At 60.4% G+C, this 17,123-nt stretch carries 16 protein-coding genes; 6 read left to right on the forward strand and 10 right to left on the reverse strand.

From position 1 onward, the window contains the following. Positions 1-51: 51 nt before the first annotated feature. From LC334_RS16505 to LC334_RS16540, 8 genes are all read right to left on the reverse strand, one after another. Positions 52-504, reverse strand: coding sequence for a cytochrome c-type biogenesis protein (locus LC334_RS16505; protein WP_085799705.1), 453 nt, complete (start codon positions 502-504; stop codon positions 52-54). Beyond that, positions 501-2,468, reverse strand: coding sequence for a heme lyase CcmF/NrfE family subunit (locus LC334_RS16510; RefSeq protein ID WP_085799706.1), 1,968 nt, complete (start codon positions 2,466-2,468; stop codon positions 501-503). The genes LC334_RS16505 and LC334_RS16510 overlap by 4 nt, the downstream gene beginning before the upstream one ends. A gap of 81 nt (positions 2,469-2,549) precedes the next feature. After that, positions 2,550-3,125 (reverse strand): holin family protein, encoded by a 576-nt coding sequence (locus LC334_RS16515; RefSeq protein ID WP_085799707.1) that lies wholly within the window; start codon positions 3,123-3,125, stop codon positions 2,550-2,552. Beyond that, a complete protein-coding gene (locus LC334_RS16520; protein WP_085799708.1) occupies positions 3,116-3,727 on the reverse strand; it encodes a holin-associated N-acetylmuramidase in 612 nt (203 codons plus the stop codon). Before LC334_RS16520 ends, LC334_RS16515 begins: the two co-directional genes overlap by 10 nt. Before the next feature lie 65 nt (positions 3,728-3,792). Continuing rightward, a complete protein-coding gene (ccmE, locus tag LC334_RS16525) occupies positions 3,793-4,239 on the reverse strand; it encodes a cytochrome c maturation protein CcmE (RefSeq protein WP_085799709.1) in 447 nt (148 codons plus the stop codon). 12 nt (positions 4,240-4,251) lie between these two features. Then, entirely contained in the window at positions 4,252-5,280 is a 1,029-nt protein-coding gene (gene argC / locus LC334_RS16530; protein ID WP_085799710.1) for an N-acetyl-gamma-glutamyl-phosphate reductase, read from the reverse strand. A gap of 60 nt (positions 5,281-5,340) precedes the next feature. Further along, positions 5,341-6,153, reverse strand: a complete 813-nt coding sequence (locus LC334_RS16535) for a glutamate racemase (RefSeq protein ID WP_085799711.1) — start codon at positions 6,151-6,153, stop codon at positions 5,341-5,343. Positions 6,154-6,289: 136 nt separating this feature from the next. Continuing rightward, on the reverse strand, positions 6,290-9,709 hold the full coding sequence (locus tag LC334_RS16540) for an indolepyruvate ferredoxin oxidoreductase family protein (RefSeq protein ID WP_085799712.1): 3,420 nt from the start codon (positions 9,707-9,709) through the stop codon (positions 6,290-6,292). Positions 9,710-9,866: 157 nt separating this feature from the next. On the opposite strand from LC334_RS16540, the gene LC334_RS16545 reads away from it, so the two are divergent. Next, positions 9,867-10,772 (forward strand): LysR family transcriptional regulator, encoded by a 906-nt coding sequence (locus LC334_RS16545; protein WP_085799713.1) that lies wholly within the window; start codon positions 9,867-9,869, stop codon positions 10,770-10,772. A gap of 229 nt (positions 10,773-11,001) precedes the next feature. Here LC334_RS16545 and LC334_RS16550 read toward each other — a convergent pair whose 3' ends face one another. Further along, the gene (locus LC334_RS16550) at positions 11,002-12,138 is read right to left on the reverse strand and encodes a M24 family metallopeptidase (protein WP_085799714.1); all 1,137 of its coding nucleotides are present in this window, start codon (positions 12,136-12,138) and stop codon (positions 11,002-11,004) included. Position 12,139: 1 nt separating this feature from the next. Next, positions 12,140-13,165 (reverse strand): pyridoxal-phosphate dependent enzyme, encoded by a 1,026-nt coding sequence (locus LC334_RS16555; RefSeq protein WP_085799715.1) that lies wholly within the window; start codon positions 13,163-13,165, stop codon positions 12,140-12,142. A 134-nt stretch (positions 13,166-13,299) separates the two neighbouring features. Here LC334_RS16555 and purL point away from each other — a divergent pair, with 134 nt between their 5' ends. From purL to grxD, 5 genes are all read left to right on the forward strand, one after another. Continuing rightward, positions 13,300-15,465 (forward strand): phosphoribosylformylglycinamidine synthase subunit PurL, encoded by a 2,166-nt coding sequence (gene purL, locus LC334_RS16560; RefSeq protein ID WP_085799716.1) that lies wholly within the window; start codon positions 13,300-13,302, stop codon positions 15,463-15,465. A gap of 81 nt (positions 15,466-15,546) precedes the next feature. Continuing rightward, entirely contained in the window at positions 15,547-16,098 is a 552-nt protein-coding gene (locus LC334_RS16565) for a type III secretion system chaperone (RefSeq protein ID WP_085799717.1), read from the forward strand. Between the two features lie 79 nt (positions 16,099-16,177). Beyond that, positions 16,178-16,414, forward strand: coding sequence for a BolA/IbaG family iron-sulfur metabolism protein (locus tag LC334_RS16570; RefSeq protein ID WP_085799718.1), 237 nt, complete (start codon positions 16,178-16,180; stop codon positions 16,412-16,414). Continuing rightward, the gene (locus tag LC334_RS16575; protein WP_085799719.1) at positions 16,414-16,650 is read left to right on the forward strand and encodes a hypothetical protein; all 237 of its coding nucleotides are present in this window, start codon (positions 16,414-16,416) and stop codon (positions 16,648-16,650) included. The genes LC334_RS16570 and LC334_RS16575 overlap by 1 nt, the downstream gene beginning before the upstream one ends. After that, positions 16,647-17,009, forward strand: coding sequence for a Grx4 family monothiol glutaredoxin (grxD, locus tag LC334_RS16580; protein ID WP_085799720.1), 363 nt, complete (start codon positions 16,647-16,649; stop codon positions 17,007-17,009). Before LC334_RS16575 ends, grxD begins: the two co-directional genes overlap by 4 nt. The last annotated feature ends 114 nt before the right edge of the window (positions 17,010-17,123 follow it).

Below are 17,123 nucleotides of genomic sequence, written 5' to 3' on the forward strand. Positions count from 1 at the left end.
ATGCGTTCCGTCAAACCCCAATCGCAGCAGATGCGAAAGCGAAACGGTGCGTCATTGCTTCATGATTTCGTCAAGCCGTGCCTGTTCCGCCTCGCTCAGAACAAGCTCGGTATCGGGGTCAGCGCCAGCGCGGCGGCGCAGGTAGATCACCGCCAGCCAGCCCCCGACCATCAACATAAGCGGACCCGCCAACCATAGCAGCACGTTGGAGCCGCTGGTCTGCGGCGTCATCAGGACGTACTCGCCGTAGCGCGCGACGAAGAAATCCAGAACCTCGTCATCGGTTTTGCCATCCGCGATCAACTCTCTGACCACCACGCGCGCGTCCGACGCCCAGTCGGCATTGGACGAGGCGATCACCTCGGACCGGCATTTCACGCAGCGGATTTTCTCGTCCAGAACCTGCGCGCGCGCTTCAAGAACAGGGTCGGCCAGCATCTCATCGGGCTCGACCGCAAGCGCGGGCAAGGTGTAAAGGCACAGACACAGGATCAGCCATCTCATTCTGCGGGCACTCCTGCTCTTGGCGTTTTACGGGCCCCGGCGGCGACACGGTAACGCCGGTCGGTCAGGGACAGCGCGCCTCCCAGGGCCATCAGGATCGCCCCGCCCCAAATCCAGTTCGCGAGCGGCTTATAGTAACTGCGCACCGCCCAGCCGCCGCCTTCCTGCGGATCGCCGATTACCACGTAAATGTCGCGCAGCAGGCCATTGTCCAACGCAGCCTCGGTCGTCGGCATGCCCGCCACCGGGTAAATACGTTTTTCCGGCTGCATCGTACCAATCACGCTACCGCCGCGCGACAAGGTCACGTCGCCCATGGTGGACAGGTAATTCGGCCCCTGCACCTCGCGTACGCCATCCAGCGTGATTGTGTAACCGGCCAGTTCAACGCTCTCGCCGATCTGGACCACGCGAATATCCTCGGCCTCCCAGGCCATCATCGCGGCGATCCCGGCGATGGTGACCCCAAACCCACCATGCGCCACGGCCTTACCCCAATCGGCGCCGGGCAATCGGCGCAACCGCGCCAGACGATCGCTGCCGCGCCCGGTCCGCCCCCAAAGGTCAATCGCCGCGCCCGATATCAGCCAGGCCGCCATAAACAATCCGACAGGCCCCAGGGCCGACCGGCCGGTCTGCATCGCCCAGGCCAGCGCGCCGATCGAAATTGCCAGCGCAAACGGCCAGCGCAGGGCTTTCACCGCCCGGCCCAGCCGCGCCCGCTTCCAGGGCAACATCGCGCCCACTGGCAGGATCAGGCCCAGCATCACCATGAAAGGTGTGAAGGCCAGGTTGAAGAACGGCGGTCCAACCGACAGTTTTCGGTCAAAAAAGAGCTCGGCCACCAGCGGCCAGATCGTGCCGACGAATACGACGAAGGCCGCAACACAAAGCAGGATGTTATTGACCACCAGAAAGGATTCGCGACTGACCAGCCCAAACACCCCCTTGGACTGCATCACGCCTGAACGCGCCGCAAAAAGCGTCAGCCCGCCCAGCATAAAGATGGCAAGAATACCGAGCAGGAACACACCGCGCTCCGGGTCGCTGGCGAAAGCATGGACCGAGGTGATCACTCCCGAGCGGGTGATGAAGGCGCCGACCATCGAAAACCCGAAGGCGATGATTGCGAGTAAAATCGTCCAGCTTTTCAGCGATTCCCGCTTTTCCACCACGACGGATGAATGCAGTAGCGCAACCGCTATAAGCCAGGGCATGAAGCTCGCGTTTTCAACCGGATCCCAGAACCAGAAACCACCCCAGCCCAGTTCGTAATAGGCCCACCAGCTGCCCAACCCGATGCCAATGGTCAGGAATATCCATGCCGCCAAAGTGTAGGGCCGCACCCAACGCCCCCAGGCAGCATCGACCCGGCCCTCAATCAGAGCCGCAACCGCAAAGGAAAACGTCATCGAAAGCCCGACGTAGCCGAGGTAGAGGAAGGGCGGATGGAAGGCGAGGCCGGGGTCTTGCAAAAGCGGGTTGAGGTCCCGGCCGTCAAAGGGTGGCACTTCGAGACGCAGAAAAGGGTTAGACGTAAAAAGGATAAAGGCAAAGAAGGCCGCGCCGATCATGGCTTGTACCGACAGCACACGCGCCCGCAATCCCGGTGGCAAATTCCCCCCGAACCACGCCACCATAGCCCCGAACAGCGTCACGATCAGTACCCATAAAAGCATCGAGCCTTCGTGATTACCCCAAACGCCGGTGATTTTGTACAAAAGCGGCTTTGCCGTGTGACTGTTCAATGCCACCAGCCGCAGCGAGAAATCAGAATAGAGAAAGGCGTAGGTAAGCGCCGCAAAGGAGGTGGCCGTCAGGATGAACTGCAGCGAAGCTGCCGGTTCCGCCACAGCCATCCAGCCGGCCAGGCGGCGATGCGCCCCGATCAGCGGCACGACCGCCTGAAGACAGGCGATGAAGAAGGCGAGGATGAGGGCGAAATGGCCAAGTTCGGTAATCATACAGCCAATATAGATCGCCGCGCCGGGCGGGCCAATCCGAAAAGCCTTATCCGGATGACCACATTGTCGCGGGGGCCGGTCTCAGGCGCGAACGCGCTGCCACTCGGCCAGGGCGGCATTGTTCCCGGGGACAACGCTGGCAAGCGCCAGAGATGCATCCGGGCCGGTGTCGGCAACGCCCGGACTGTCGGCGCGCAGGTTGCGCAGCGCGGCGATGTTGTCGACCACCTTGGGCGCCCGTGACATCGTGGTCGCCAGAGAGCGCTGGAATTCCTGCCCCTTCAACTGATGCCGCGCACCGAAATAGAACGACACGATAGCGCCCAGCAGCCACCAGAGTGGCTCGGGAACAAGGGCAATCCCCTGCATCCTTTCGGCGAACCAGATCGGGTCAACCATCGCGGCAACGAATAAACCGAGCGTGCCCAACGCCATGGCAGGGCGTGGCAGCCGGTTCACCCCGTCCATCCATCTGTCGAACCAGCCGCGCTGCCGGGGCGCAAACTCTGCGGCGTACTGAACCATTGACTGGGTGCGCAATCCTGCCTCACGCTCGGCCCCCGCCTCGGCATTTTCGCGAAACACTTCGGCGGTCTCGGCCACCACGTTGCGGCCCCCGCCAAATACCAGATTCAACAGCTGCCCGATCAACCCCATGACGCCGTCCTTTGCCGAAACTGATCAGCGCTCAGGTGATAGCGGGGCGAGATGAATTCTTCGGCGCGCTTAATCCAGCCACCCTTGCCGCCCGCCCGGGTCCGGGCGTATTTGCGCGACGACGCCCGCCTGTCCGCTAGCTGGAAGTAGTAGTTGCGCCGGGCGATACCATAGGCGTCAACCAGATGATCCGGAGCGGCGGTGAACGCCGCCTTGGTGACCGCAGCCGTCTGCGGCCCGATCATACCGTCGACATCCAGCCTCTGCACCATCTGACGCAGCAATCGCTGGAGGATCTTGATCGCGTTGCTCCCGGCATTGACATACATGTCAAAGACACTCGCCTGTAGCGGTTCGGGCAAACGTGCAATGCCGGGGCGACGAAAATAATGATCAATGAATATCTCTTCGGCCTGCGCACGGCTCAGCCGCTTGACGTCGCTGGTGGTCACCCGGCCATCCCGGTTCAGATCAAGGCCAAGACGGCGCATCGTGTGGATCGTCACACCGTATTTGGTCGCCCCGCCCGGATCATCAGGGTCATTCACAAAGCCCCCCTCGCGGGCGACAATTGCCTTTGCAATTTCCGAAACGCTCTGCATGCCAATACCCCATTTTCTGGCGGGAAACTGGCGCAGAGACTGATCTGCCAGGGTTAATGCAGCACTTAACTACCGTCCGGGGCCTGATAAACGCCCTGCTCTTTCAGCGCGTCGATGACTTCTTTCGGCATGTAGTTTTCATCATGTTTGGCCAGGATTTCCCGCGCCTTGAAAACCCCGTTCTCAAGCGTGCCGGTGCCGACCATGCCCTGATTTTCCTCGAATAGATCAGGCAGGATACCGGTATAGGTCACGGGCACAACTGCACCGCCATCGGTGACGTTGAAACGCACGGTTTCGCCGTCGCCGCGTACCAAACTACCCTCCTCAACCAGCCCGCCAATTCGGAAAACCTCCGTTGATTTCGGAGGTTCAGCTACGATCTGGCTGGGCGAATGAAAGAAGTTGATCCCGTCGCGCATGGCATAGCCAATGAGCGCGGTCGAGGCGATCAGGGCCACCGCCGCAATGGCGATGACCTGAATCCTGCGCTTTTTCTTCAGCGATTTCATCGCAGCATGTCCTTACGGAAAGACCGGGGCCAGCATCAGGCCCAGCGTCTCTTCCTCACCTAACATCAGATTGGCATTCTGCAAGGCCTGCCCGCTGGACCCTTTGGTCAGGTTATCCAGCGCCGCAATCACGATGGCACGGCCCGGAATCCGGTCGCCTGACACTCCGATATGGCAAAAATTACTGCCCCGGATATGCCTTGTACTGGGCTGTTGTCCAAATGGCAGCATCTGCACGAAAGGCTCATCCGCGTAGGCGTTGCTTAGCGACTTATACACCGCGTCAGCGTCTCCCTTAACATAAACAGTGGCGATTATCCCCCTGTTTGCAGGTAATAAATGCGGCGTGAACTGTACCTTGACGGGCCGCCCGGCGACCGCGCTGAATTCCTGATCAAACTCTGCCAGATGACGGTGCGTGCCGCCGACGGCGTAGGCATGTGCGCCCTCGGACAGTTCCGCATGCAGCAGATTTTCCTTCAGCGACCTCCCCGCCCCGCTGACCCCGGTTTTGAGGTCAATGATGATGTCATCAAGATCAATCAGCCCATCCGCGATCAATGGCCGCAGGGCATATTGGCCAGTGGCCGCGTTGCACCCGGTGCCCGCCACCAGACGCGCTGCCCGAATGTCATCGCGGTAAAACTCGGTCAGCCCGTAAACCGCCTCGGCCTGACATTCCAGGGCATCATGCTGGCCGCCATACCACTGGGCATAGACCTCCGGGTCGCGCAACCTGAAATCGGCGCTGAGATCGACGATCTTCAGCGTCTTGGGCAATTCCTTGATCACCGCTTGTGAGGTTGCGTGCGGCAAGGCGCAAAAGCACAAATCAACCCCTGCAAAGTCAATCTCGTCAATCTTGACCAGATCAGGCAGATCCAGATGGCGCAGATGTGGAAACACATCAGCCATCGACAGGCCTGCCTTGGAATTGGCGGCAAGGGCCACGATCTCCATCGTCGGATGGGTGGCGATCAGCCTTACAAGTTCAGCGCCCGTGTAACCGGAAGCGCCCAGAATGGCGATTTTATGGGTCATGTCAGACCTCTTTCATGTCTATCTTGGTAGCGTTTAGGAAAAAATCGGCGCGGCAGCAATCTATGCCGCCTGAAACTCGATTTTTCGTCGCAAAAACTGGGTCGCGCGATCCGAGACACGCTTGGCATCGCCGGTGGTCAGAAACAGCGTTTCATCACCTGATCCAGTCATGCCCGGATGCCGCTCCAGATAATCTGACAGACTTTCAGCCACCAGGTCCGCCTGCGAAAAGACTTTCACATCCGGCCCAAGCGCTGCCTGGAAAACTTCTTCCATCAGCGGATAATGGGTACATCCCAGGATTGCGGCGTGAGGGTTTGGCATCTTGCGTTTCAACGCATCTACGTGGCTGCGCACAAGCGCTTCGGCCAGGATCAGATCACCGTCTTCGATGGCATCCACCACGCCACCGCAGGCCTGCGCCTCGACATCGACACCAATGGCCCGAAAAGCCAGTTCCCGCTGAAAGGCGCGACTGGATACGGTGGCAGGCGTGGCAAAAAGTGCCACATGTTTGATAGCCACTTCGCGCGGCGGCGAATTGTCGCCCCATTGCCGCTCGGTCAGCGCCTCGATCAGCGGCACGAACACGCCCAGCACGCGCTTGCCCTCGGGCACACCGGCCTCCTGCATCCGCCGCAGCGCCGCTGCCGAGGCTGTGTTGCAGGCCAGGATCACCAGATTACAGCCACTATCCCAGAGCCGGGTGACCGCCGATTTCGTCAGATCATGCACGTTATCCGCATCCCGCACACCATAGGGCGCATGGGCGTTATCGCCGAAATAGACGAAAGGTACATCCGGCAGGCGCTTCTGAACCGCGTCCAGCACGGTCAAACCGCCAAGGCCACTGTCGAAAATCCCTACTGCCATCTGTCCGATCCGTCCGCAATTCAACGCCACAATGAGTATGATCAAGGGCAACCGCCCCTCAAGAATAGCTCATACGTCGTGTGGCAACGGATTTCCATGACCGATTTGTCGCGCATTTCTCAAACCGGCGGCGGGTTTACTCCGCCGCCTGCGAAATCGCCTCGCCCCCGGCGCGGATAACGGCCAACAACTCTTCGCGGCGTTTCGCTGCCCTGACCTCATTCGCCTGTTTAACCGGGCCAAACCCCCTGATCTGCAGGGGCAAGAGCGCCAGCGCCAGAATGGCGTCACGCGTCTGGTCATCCAGCTTGGGCAACACCTCTTTCATATCGCGCTCATATTGTTTGCTCAGCGCGCGCTCCATCCGGCGCTCGGCGGAATAGCCGAAGATATCCAGCGGCGTGCCGCGCAAACGCTTGAGCTTGGTCAGCAGTTTCAGCGGCTTCGCCATCCCCGGCCCATAGGTGCGTTTTACCGGGCGCCCGTCCGAGCCCGTGCGCGACAGAATCGGCGGGGCCAGATGAAAGCTCATCTTAAAATCACCGTCAAATTCAGCCGCAGCTTTTTCCTGGCTGGTTAGCAACAGGCGCGCGACCTCGTATTCATCCTTGTAGGACAAAAGCTTGTGATAGCCCTGCGCGATCGCCAGCTTGAGGCCTGCATCATCGACCGTATCCACCAGTTTGCGATAACGCTTGGCCAGGCCCTTGCCTTGATAGCCGACAAGGTGATCGGCACGGAACGCGATTTTCTCTTCGGGTGATTTCGGCAATTCGACCACCTTGGGCTGGATCAGGCGGATCACCTCTTCGGGATACTCAGCCGCCCACCGCCCAATCTCGAACGCGCGCAGGTTTTTGGCAACGGCCGCACCGTTCAGCTCAATCGCCGCAACAATCGCCTCGTGGGACAGTGGGATAAGACCGCGCTGCCAAGTGGCGCCAAAGATCATCATGTTGGAAAAGATTGAATCGCCCATCGCAGCGCGCGCCAATTCGGTCGCATCGAATAGTTTCACACCATCTTTCAGCCGCGCCTGCAACGCCAGTTCCAGCCGGTCAGTCGGTAGTTTGAACTCGGTATCGCGGGTGAAATCCCCGGTAATGATCTCGTGGCTATTCACCACCGCGCCGGTTTTGCCATGTTTGGTCAGGCCCAGGGTTTTGGCCCCGGCGCTGACGACCAGATCACCGCCAATCAGCGCATCGCATTCGCCGGTCGCAACGCGGATGGCCGCGATATCCTCGGGCCGTTCGGCCAGGCGGCAATGGATATGCACCGCGCCGCCCTTCTGGGCGAGGCCCGCCATTTCCATCATGCCCGCACCTTTGCCGTCAATCTGCGCCGCCTGCGCCAGCACCGCGCCGATGGTCACGACACCAGTACCGCCGACGCCGGTGATCACAACGTTATGAGTACCATCAATTTCGGGCAATGTCGGCAAAGGCAGATCAGGCAGGTCGATCTCGGCGGTCTTTTCCTTGCGGATCGTCGCACCTTCAAGTGTCACGAAGGACGGGCAGAACCCCTTGAGGCAGCTGAAATCCTTGTTGCAGCTCGACTGGTCAATCGCGCGCTTGCGCCCCAGCTCGGTTTCGACCGGCACAATCGACACGCAGTTCGACTGAACGCCGCAATCGCCGCAGCCCTCACAGATATCCGTGTTGATGAACACCCGCTTATCCGGATCCGGGAAGAGGCCCCGCTTGCGCCGACGGCGCTTTTCGGCGGCGCAGGTCTGGATATAGACGATGGCCGAAACGCCCTCGACCTCGGACATGCGTTTCTGCACCTCCATCAACTCGGCGCGCTCTTTGATTTCAATGCCTTGCGGAAAGGCTTTGAAGTCCACATCTTCCTTTTCATCATAAACGACTGCCAAATGTTGCACACCCATCGCGGTCAGTTCAGCGACGATACGCGGCGCGTTCAGCCCGCCTTCGTTCGGCTGGCCGCCGGTCATCGCAACCGCATCGTTATAGAGGATCTTGTAGGTGATGTTGGTGCCCGCCGCCAACGCCGCGCGAATGGCCTGCACGCCGGAATGGTTATAGGTACCGTCGCCAAGGTTCTGGAACACGTGCTTGCGGTTCGAAAACGGCGCTTCGCCGATCCAGTTCGCGCCCTCGCCGCCCATATGGGTGAACCCGGTGGTTTCGCGGTCCATCCACTGGACCATGTAGTGGCATCCGATCCCGGCATAGGCGCGCGCGCCCTCGGGCAGTTTGGTCGAAGAGTTGTGTGGACAGCCCGAACAGAAATACGGCAGGCGCGAGGCGATTTCCTCGGCATTGTCGTTGCGGCGCGCATCGCTCAACATCTCAAGCCCCCCCTTGACGCGTTCGGTGCCGCGCCCCTCTTCAATCAGGATGCCGCCAAGTTTCTCGGCGATCATGATCGGGTCGAGCGCCCCTCGGGTCGGGAAAAGTTCTTCACGGTGCATGCCGCCCGCGCCGCCCTTGTACCAGCCATAGACACGGCGCCCCTGACGGTCGTCAAAGATTGCCTCTTTGACCTGTACCTCGATCAGTTTTCGCTTTTCCTCAATGATAACAATCAGATCAAGGCCCTCGGCCCAATCATGAAAGCCCTTCATGTCCAGCGGAAAGGTTTGGCCGATCTTGTAGGTGGTAATGCCCAGGCGCTCGGCCTCATCGGCATCGATGCCCAGCAGGTCGAGCGCATGTACCAGATCAAGCCAGTTCTTGCCTGCCGCTACAAACCCAATCTTGGCACCGGGCTTGCCAAGCATACGCTTGTCCATCTTGTTGGCATGGCTGAATTCCTCGGCGGCAAAGCGCTTGAAATCGATCATCCGCGCCTCTTGCAGATGCGGCGTATCCCCCAGACGAATATTCAACCCGCCCTCGGGCATGTCGAATTCCGGCACGACCGGTTGTATCCGGTCTACCCGGCCATCCACCACCGATGTGGCCTCGACCGTGTCCTTCATGGTCTTCAGACCCACCCAAAGCCCGGAAAACCGGCTGAGCGCATAACCATAGATGCCGTAATCGATGATCTCCTGCACGCCTGCCGGGCTGACCACCGGCATGTAGGCATCGACCAACGCCCATTCAGACTGGTGTAGTACCGTCGAGGATTCGCCGGTATGGTCATCACCCATCGCCATCAGCACGCCGCCCTTGGCGCTGGTGCCCGCCATGTTGGCATGGCGCATCACATCACCGGTACGATCCACCCCCGGCCCCTTGCCATACCAAAGGCCGAACACGCCGTCATACTTGCCCTCGCCACGCAGTTCCGCCTGCTGGCTGCCCCAAAGCGCTGTCGCTGCCAGATCTTCGTTCAGACCCTCGTTAAAGGTGACATTGGCCGATCCAAGCAATTTCGCCGCGCGCGTCATCTGCAGATCAACCGCGCCCAGAGGCGAGCCGCGATAGCCGGTCACATACCCTGCGGTGTTCAGCCCCGCGGCCCTGTCCCGCGCCGCCTGGGTCAGCATCAACCGCACCAGCGCCTGCGTACCGTTCAGCAGGATCGGCGATTTCTCCAGATCGAAACGATCGTTCAGTGATATCTCTTGCGTACCCATTGCGGCCCCCGAGGCGTGGAATGTGAGAATAAGTATAGGGCAATAATAGGTCATATTTTATGACCTACCAAGCAGAATTTCTGCTAATGGGCGGTGTATCTCCGGGCGTTTTTTGCTATTGCGTGAGCCACCGAAGTTTGAATCGAAAGTTGCGGGTATGGATTGGGACAAGCTAAGAATCTTTCACGCGGTCGCCGACGCAGGCAGCCTGACCCATGCGGGCGACCAGCTTCATTTGTCGCAATCCGCCGTGTCGCGGCAGATCCGGGCGCTTGAAGAAGCACTGAGCGCCACGCTTTTTCACCGCCACGCGCGCGGACTGATTCTCACGGAACAGGGCGAACTTCTGTTCGATGCCACCCGCGCGATGATGAAGCGGCTCGATACCGCCACCGCGCGCATCCGCGACAGCGAGGAAGAAGTGTTTGGCGAACTGCGCGTGACCACCACGATCGGGTTCGGCACGCTCTGGCTCGCGCCACGCTTACCAAAGCTCTACGAGAAGTTTCCCGAACTCAAGATCGACCTGATGCTGGAAGAGCGCGTATTGGATCTGCCAATGCGCGAGGCCGATGTGGCGATCCGCATGAAGGAACCCAGCCAGGCCGATCTGATCCGCAAACGCCTGATGAGCGTGCACATGCGGCTTTATGCGGCCAAGAGCTATCTTGAGACACATGCCATGCCCGAAAGTCCCGCTGACCTGCATGATCATCGGCTGATCTGCCAGAACCCGCGCTCGGCGCAGGTGGGTGCCGGGGCGGTGCTGGTCAACGAGCTGATGACCTATGACATCCCCTCGCTTCTGACCGTCAACAACTACTACGGCGTGCTGCAAAGCGTGCTCAACAATCTGGGAATAGGGGTGCTGCCCGACTACCTGATCAACGATTTTCCACAGCTTGTCCCCGTACTACCCGAGGTAGAATCGGTCGAAGTACCGGTATTTCTGGCCTATCCGGAGGAATTGCGCCATTCCAAGCGTATTGCCGCCTTCCGCGACTTCGTTCAGGAAGAGATCATCATCTACCGAAAAAATATGAAAAAACAAGAACTTGCATAACAAATAGACTTGTTATGCACAGAATGCATAGCGGCATTGCTGCTAGTGCGACATCATTGTTCTTGATTGAGGCGCGCGCGCCCCTTAATTCAACTCATGACGGTGACAGCCGCAAGGCGGTTCACCATCATACCTCCCTGTTGGACTAAGGCCGGGCTTTTAGCTCGGCCCTTTTTTTGCCCATTCAGTACCTCCTCATCCCTTTATGCACCGGCACCCACCGATCTGCTCAGATAACCGGTAATTCGGCCGACGCCATGGGTGATAACAGTCTTGGCCCCGAGGCTTCGATCACGATGTTTTCCTCGTGCACCATCAGCGTGTCAGCGCCGGTGGCAACGCCGGGTTCCAGCGTGATCACCATGCCAGGCTGCAGGATCGTGTGATCTTTTGCCGTCAGCGACAGTCCTTCGGTCAGTTGCATGCCCAGCCCGTGCCCCAACCGGCCGGCACCTTCGCCGCCCCCAACGATATCCGCCATCGCCCGCCAGACATCGCTGGCCCGCGCGCCGACACGGGCCGCCTCTAGCCCCGCCTCGGTGGCCTCAATCAGCTGCGCATGACCATGTTTGGCAATATCGCTTGCATGGCTTACCGAGTAGTTTCTGTCGAAATCGCAGAAATACCCGTCCAGAACGGCCCCGGTATCCAACATCAGCACATCGCCCGGCGCCAGCGGCGCCTCGCTCGCGGGGGAGATGACATCACCATACCCGTCGGGCCCGGCGCCCCCGGCCAGATAGGGCACCCAATCGGCGCCTTCCTCCAGCAACAATCGCTGAAAGTCCCGGAACACGCGCGACAACGGCACGCCCTCGCGGGCAATCTCGCCGACCCGGTCAAAAGCGCGCCCGGCAATGGCGCAGACCGCGGCAATCTTATCGATTTCGGCGGGAGACTTGATCATGCGCAGCGATGCCACGATGCCACGATCATCGCTGAACTGCAGTCCGCTGGCCGTCTTGACCCGGTCGAAATCAGTCAACGGCATCCGCAAATGGCTTTCCGCGCCCGATGGCACGCCGACCTTGCCGCCATCCGCCAGCTCTCGCAGGGCCGACGCCAGCAGCGTAACCCCATCATCCGCCGGCTCGGGCGCCGACCAGGTGCGGATATCGCTGATCCAGCTTCGGCCCATCAGCGCGGCCCCAATCGACGGGATCACCGCAACCGGGTCACCGCTGGCGGGCACAACCAGAAACCATGGTCGGCTGGGGCTTTCCCAGAACCGGGTCAGATAACCGGTGAAATAGCGGATTTCAGGCTCTGTGGTCAGCAGGATCGCACCCAGGTCAGCCTCGGCCATCCGTGTCTGCGCGGCGCTCAGCCGGGCCTTGAATTCAGCATCTGCAAAAACCTGGCTCATCTCATATCCCTTCGCTGATGATACACAAAACGCGCGCCTCCCGCGGCAAATCCATCGTCATCGCCGCCGCCAGCCCGGCCCCGCCCGAGGTGCTGGTCGAGGCGCCCTGCCGGTCAAGTACCGGCAGCACGGAGAATGCCTCTTCCTCGGTGATGGTCACAAAGGCATCGGCATCGCGCGCCAGTCCCCGCAAGGCAATCAGCGACGGCTCCTTGCAGTCCAGCCGCCCCATGTCCGAGACCGGGCCTTCGGTGTTAACGCATTTCCCCTCGCGGATACTTACCTGCAACGCGGGCGCAAATTCGGGTTCGACAACGATGATCTGCGGCGCGTCGCCCCAGACCTCGCGGAAATAAGGCGCGCAGCCACCGGCCAGACCGCCCACGCCGGCCTGCAGGAAAATATGTGTCGGTGGCTCGGGCATCTGCCGCGCCGCCTCGGCCGCCATCACCAAATAACCCTCCATCAACCGGTGCGGGATGTCGAAATAGCCGGGCCAGGACGTATCGGAAAGCAAGGTCCAGCCGTTATCCGCCGCCGCCTGCATCGCGGCTTTCATGCTGCCTTCGTAATCGGACCCGGCACGCACCACCTCGGCCCCCAGATCACGTAGCCGTTCGGCAAAACCCTCGGGCACATGTTCTGAGAGATAAATGGCGGATTTTGCCCCGAATGCCCGCGCCCCGGCGGCAATCGACAACCCGTGATTACCCGCGCTTGAGCTGACAAAGGTTTCGCCCTGCAATGCGGTCGAAAGATCATCCTTGCCGGTTGCCGCCGCCCGGTGCGCAATTACATAGGCCGCGCCCAGTGCCTTGAAACTACCCAGCCCCATGCGCTTGCGCTCATCCTTGGCCCAGACCTGCGCACCCAGCCCGTCGATGCGGATCAATGGTGTCTCCCCGGCGGCGGGGCATTGCCTGATCAGAGTCTCGGGGGCCGACGCATCGACGCTGGGCGCCGGGGCGCCGCTCAGCACGTCATCCGGCAGCCCCTTACCGCGCCACGGATTTGAAAGGTTTTGCATGATCTCTCCGTCATTTTCGGGTCAAACAATCCGATAGGCCGACAATGGTCAAGCATGCATGTCACAGCCCCTTCCAACCCGGCGCGCGATACCCTAAAGAAGCGCCATCCGGATATTTGGGGGATTCCATTCACATGCAGGACCCGGCAATCACGTCTGAGCTGATCGCGGCCCACGGCCTCAAACCCGACGAATACGAGCGTATCCTCGACATCATCGGACGCGAGCCGACATTCACCGAGCTTGGCATCTTCTCGGCGATGTGGAACGAGCATTGTTCCTACAAGTCCTCCAAAAAATGGCTCCGCACCCTGCCCACAACCGGCCCACAGGTGATCTGCGGCCCCGGCGAAAACGCGGGCATCGTCGATATCGGCGACGGCCAATGCGTTGTTTTCAAAATGGAAAGCCACAACCACCCGTCCTATATCGAGCCCTATCAGGGCGCGGCCACCGGTGTGGGTGGCATCCTGCGCGACGTCTTTACCATGGGCGCACGACCCATCGCGGCGATGAACTCGCTCAGCTTTGGCGAGCCGTCGCATCCCAAGACCCGCCAGTTGGTGCATGGCGTCGTCGCCGGTGTCGGCGGCTATGGCAATTGCTTCGGCGTACCTACCGCGGGCGGCGAGGTCCGCTTTGACAAGGCCTACAATGGCAATTGTCTGGTCAATGCCTTCGCTGCCGGTCTGGCCGAAACCGACAAGATTTTTTATTCCGCCGCGTCCGGCGTCGGGATGCCGGTTGTCTATCTGGGCGCTAAAACCGGCCGCGACGGCGTCGGCGGCGCCACCATGGCCAGCGCTGAATTCGATGACAGCATCGAGGAAAAACGCCCCACCGTGCAGGTCGGCGACCCGTTCACCGAAAAACGCCTGATGGAAGCCACGCTGGAACTGATGGCAACCGGCGCGGTGATTTCCATTCAGGACATGGGGGCGGCGGGCCTGACCTGTTCCGCCGTCGAGATGGGCGACAAGGGCGGGCTTGGGGTCAAGCTGACGCTCGAGGATGTGCCGCAGCGTGAAGAGAACATGACCGCCTACGAGATGATGCTGTCCGAATCTCAGGAACGCATGCTGATGGTGCTGAAACCCGAGCTTGAAGCTGAAGCCCGCGCTGTCTTTGAGAAATGGGATCTGGATTTCGCCATCGTCGGCGAGACCATTGCCGAAGACCGCTTCCTCATCCTGCATCACAACGAAGTCAAAGCCGACCTGCCGCTGTCGAAACTGTCATCGACCGCCCCGGAATATGACCGCCCTTGGGAAGAAACGCCTGCCGCGACACCACTCGATGCGGCCAGTGTGGCGTCGATTGACGCCATCGATGGACTCAAGGCGCTGATCGGCTCGCCCAACTACTGCTCGAAAGAGTGGGTGTTTGAGCAATATGACACCATGGTCATGGCCGATACTGCCCGCACCCCGGGGCTGGGCGCGGGTCTGGTCCGCGTGCATGGCAGTGACAAATTGCTGGCCTTCACCTCGGACGTAACGCCGCGCTATGTCAAGGCCAACCCGGTCGAGGGCGGCAAACAGGCAGTAGCCGAAGCCTATCGCAACCTGACCGCACAAGGCGCCCTGCCGCTGGCGACCACCGACAATATGAATTTCGGCAACCCCGAAAAGCCACAGATCATGGGACAGTTCGTGGGCGCGATCAAGGGTATCGGTCAGGCCGTTGCTGCTCTCGACATGCCGATCGTGTCAGGCAATGTCTCGCTCTATAATGAAACCGACGGTGCCGCCATCCTGCCCACACCGACCATCGGTGCAGTCGGCCTGATCCCCAATGCCGAGGCTGCCATAACCGGTCAGGTGCAGGACGGCGACGTGGCGCTGGTGCTGGGCGAAACCACTGGCCATCTGGGTCAGTCGGCACTGCTGGCCGAAGCTTTTGGCCGCATCGAAGGCGATGCCCCGCCGGTTGATCTGGATATGGAAAAGCGCCACGGCGATTTCATCCGGGCTTATCATGACCTGATCGGGGCCTGCACGGACCTCTCTGACGGTGGTCTGGCACTGGCGACTTTCGAGCTGGCCGAAACGGCGGGTGTGGGTGTCGTGCTGGAGGACAGTGATACCGGCACGCTCTTTGGTGAGGATCAGGCCCGTTATCTGATCGCCTGCAGCGAGGATCAGGCCAAGGCGCTGACCGCCGCCGCATATAAGGCCGCGGTGCCGATCCGAATCGTCGGTCGCTTTACCGGTGACGCGGTCGTCTTCGGCAGCGCCCGCGCACCGCTTGCAGAGCTTTCGCAGATCTTCCGCAGCGCCTTCGGTGCCACGTTCGACTGACGACCGTTCACAATTGCATCAGGCGCATGGCCACCCGCGCGAGCGCGTGACAGGATCAGGGCAAATCTGAAAGGACTGCCCATGATCCGACTGCTGACTGCCCTCTGGCTGGCCCTGATCCCCCTTGCCCTCGCTGCCCAGGAGGACGAGAGCGGGCCTGCCCCCGCGCCCGAGCTTGAACCGCCGATGACGCTTGAGGCCCTGGGTGAGATCATCGCCGTGCTTGACCCTGACGCCAAGACCAATGGTGCAGCATGGCAGATGGAGGTAGCGGGCACGACGGTCCTGATCATCACCGATGCGAATGCGGACCGGATGCGGGCCATGGCCCCGATCCGGGAAAGCGAAGGTCTGAGCGCTGAGGACCTGACCCGCATGATGCAGGCGAATTTCGATTCGGCGCTGGATGCGCGTTATGCGATTGCACAAGGCAGGCTTTGGGCCACGTTCATCCACCCGCTCTCCCCGCTTGAAAAAGAGGAGTTTATCTCGGGGCTGGGCCAGACGATCAATCTGGCGCAGAGCTACGGCACGCTCTATTCCGGTGGTGCGATGCAGTTCGGTGGTGGCGACAGCGCCCCGATCCAGCGTCGGCTGATCGACGAATTGCTGAAAAAAGGCCAAGAAATCTAGCGACTTTCCACGACGCTCACATCTTGCACTTGGCCCCTTCGCGCTCTACATCTCTGGTCAAGCACCAAGGAGGGCTCAGATGGCCATTCTCGCCTCAGATATCGAAGCACTGATCCGCGACACATTCCCCGATGCAAAGATCACCGTGCAGGGGGATGACGGCGCGCATTTCTCGGCTGAGGTGATCGACGAAAGTTTCCGCGGCCAGAACCGGGTGCAACAGCAACGCGCCGTGATGGCAGCATTGAAAGGCAAGATGGACGGCCCCAACGGGGAGATTCACGCGCTGGCCCTGACCACGAAGGCCCCGGAATAGTGGACATCTTCGTGCTGATCGTCGGCGCGCTGATTGTGCTGTTCATCGGCGCGCTTGCGGTGATGAGCAAACGCAAGGATACCGATAAACGTGGCAGCGAACCCGGTAAGGGATACCATACGCTGACTTCAGATTATCAATCAGGCATGGGAGGCGGGCATGTCACCACGTGGAAAGTGCCGCGCGATCCGCAGGAATATGCCAAGAGATTTGTACCAAAGGACACACCGAAATGACTGACGCAAAAACTCAGATAGACGAAACCGTCAAAGCGAATGACGTGGTGCTTTACATGAAAGGCACCAAGGAGATGCCGCAATGCGGGTTTTCCAGCCGGGTGGCCGGTGTGCTGAATTTCATGGGGGTGGAGTTTTCGGACATCAACGTGCTGGCCGATGATGCGATCCGCCAGGGCATCAAGGATTATTCCGACTGGCCAACGGTGCCGCAGCTTTATGTCAAGGGTGAGTTCGTCGGCGGCTGCGACATCATCACCGAGATGACCCTGTCGGGTGAACTGGATACGCTCTTTGAGCAAAACGGTGTCGCCTATGACAAGGACGCGGCGGACAAGATCCGCGAAGCCAACGCCTGAGGCATCTGTTATCAGATTGAGTGCGCTGACGCGCACGCAGGATATCTCGTCCTCCGGCTCCGCCGTCCTCCTCGGGCCGCATAGCACGATGCGCGTGACAGGGCTGAACGCGCA

It is taken from the genome of Roseovarius aestuarii (genome assembly GCF_019966515.1).
Lineage (GTDB): Bacteria > Pseudomonadota > Alphaproteobacteria > Rhodobacterales > Rhodobacteraceae > Roseovarius > Roseovarius aestuarii.

Bases quoted from the DNA above. Each gene is read 5' to 3' on its own strand.
- LC334_RS16535 (WP_085799711.1), bottom strand. From the start codon at position 6,153: ATGGCAGTAGGGATTTTCGACAGTGGCCTTGGCGGTTTGACCGTGCTG.
- LC334_RS16555 (WP_085799715.1), bottom strand. From the start codon at position 13,165: ATGCAAAACCTTTCAAATCCGTGGCGCGGTAAGGGGCTGCCGGATGAC.
- LC334_RS16565 (WP_085799717.1), top strand. From the start codon at position 15,547: ATGATCCGACTGCTGACTGCCCTCTGGCTGGCCCTGATCCCCCTTGCC.
- LC334_RS16510 (WP_085799706.1), bottom strand. From the start codon at position 2,468: ATGATTACCGAACTTGGCCATTTCGCCCTCATCCTCGCCTTCTTCATC.
- LC334_RS16570 (WP_085799718.1), top strand. From the start codon at position 16,178: ATGGCCATTCTCGCCTCAGATATCGAAGCACTGATCCGCGACACATTC.
- LC334_RS16550 (WP_085799714.1), bottom strand. From the start codon at position 12,138: ATGAGCCAGGTTTTTGCAGATGCTGAATTCAAGGCCCGGCTGAGCGCC.
- argC (WP_085799710.1), bottom strand. From the start codon at position 5,280: ATGACCCATAAAATCGCCATTCTGGGCGCTTCCGGTTACACGGGCGCT.
- purL (WP_085799716.1), top strand. From the start codon at position 13,300: ATGCAGGACCCGGCAATCACGTCTGAGCTGATCGCGGCCCACGGCCTC.
- LC334_RS16520 (WP_085799708.1), bottom strand. From the start codon at position 3,727: ATGCAGAGCGTTTCGGAAATTGCAAAGGCAATTGTCGCCCGCGAGGGG.
- grxD (WP_085799720.1), top strand. From the start codon at position 16,647: ATGACTGACGCAAAAACTCAGATAGACGAAACCGTCAAAGCGAATGAC.
- LC334_RS16505 (WP_085799705.1), bottom strand. From the start codon at position 504: ATGAGATGGCTGATCCTGTGTCTGTGCCTTTACACCTTGCCCGCGCTT.
- LC334_RS16515 (WP_085799707.1), bottom strand. From the start codon at position 3,125: ATGGGGTTGATCGGGCAGCTGTTGAATCTGGTATTTGGCGGGGGCCGC.
- LC334_RS16545 (WP_085799713.1), top strand. From the start codon at position 9,867: ATGGATTGGGACAAGCTAAGAATCTTTCACGCGGTCGCCGACGCAGGC.
- LC334_RS16540 (WP_085799712.1), bottom strand. From the start codon at position 9,709: ATGGGTACGCAAGAGATATCACTGAACGATCGTTTCGATCTGGAGAAA.
- ccmE (WP_085799709.1), bottom strand. From the start codon at position 4,239: ATGAAATCGCTGAAGAAAAAGCGCAGGATTCAGGTCATCGCCATTGCG.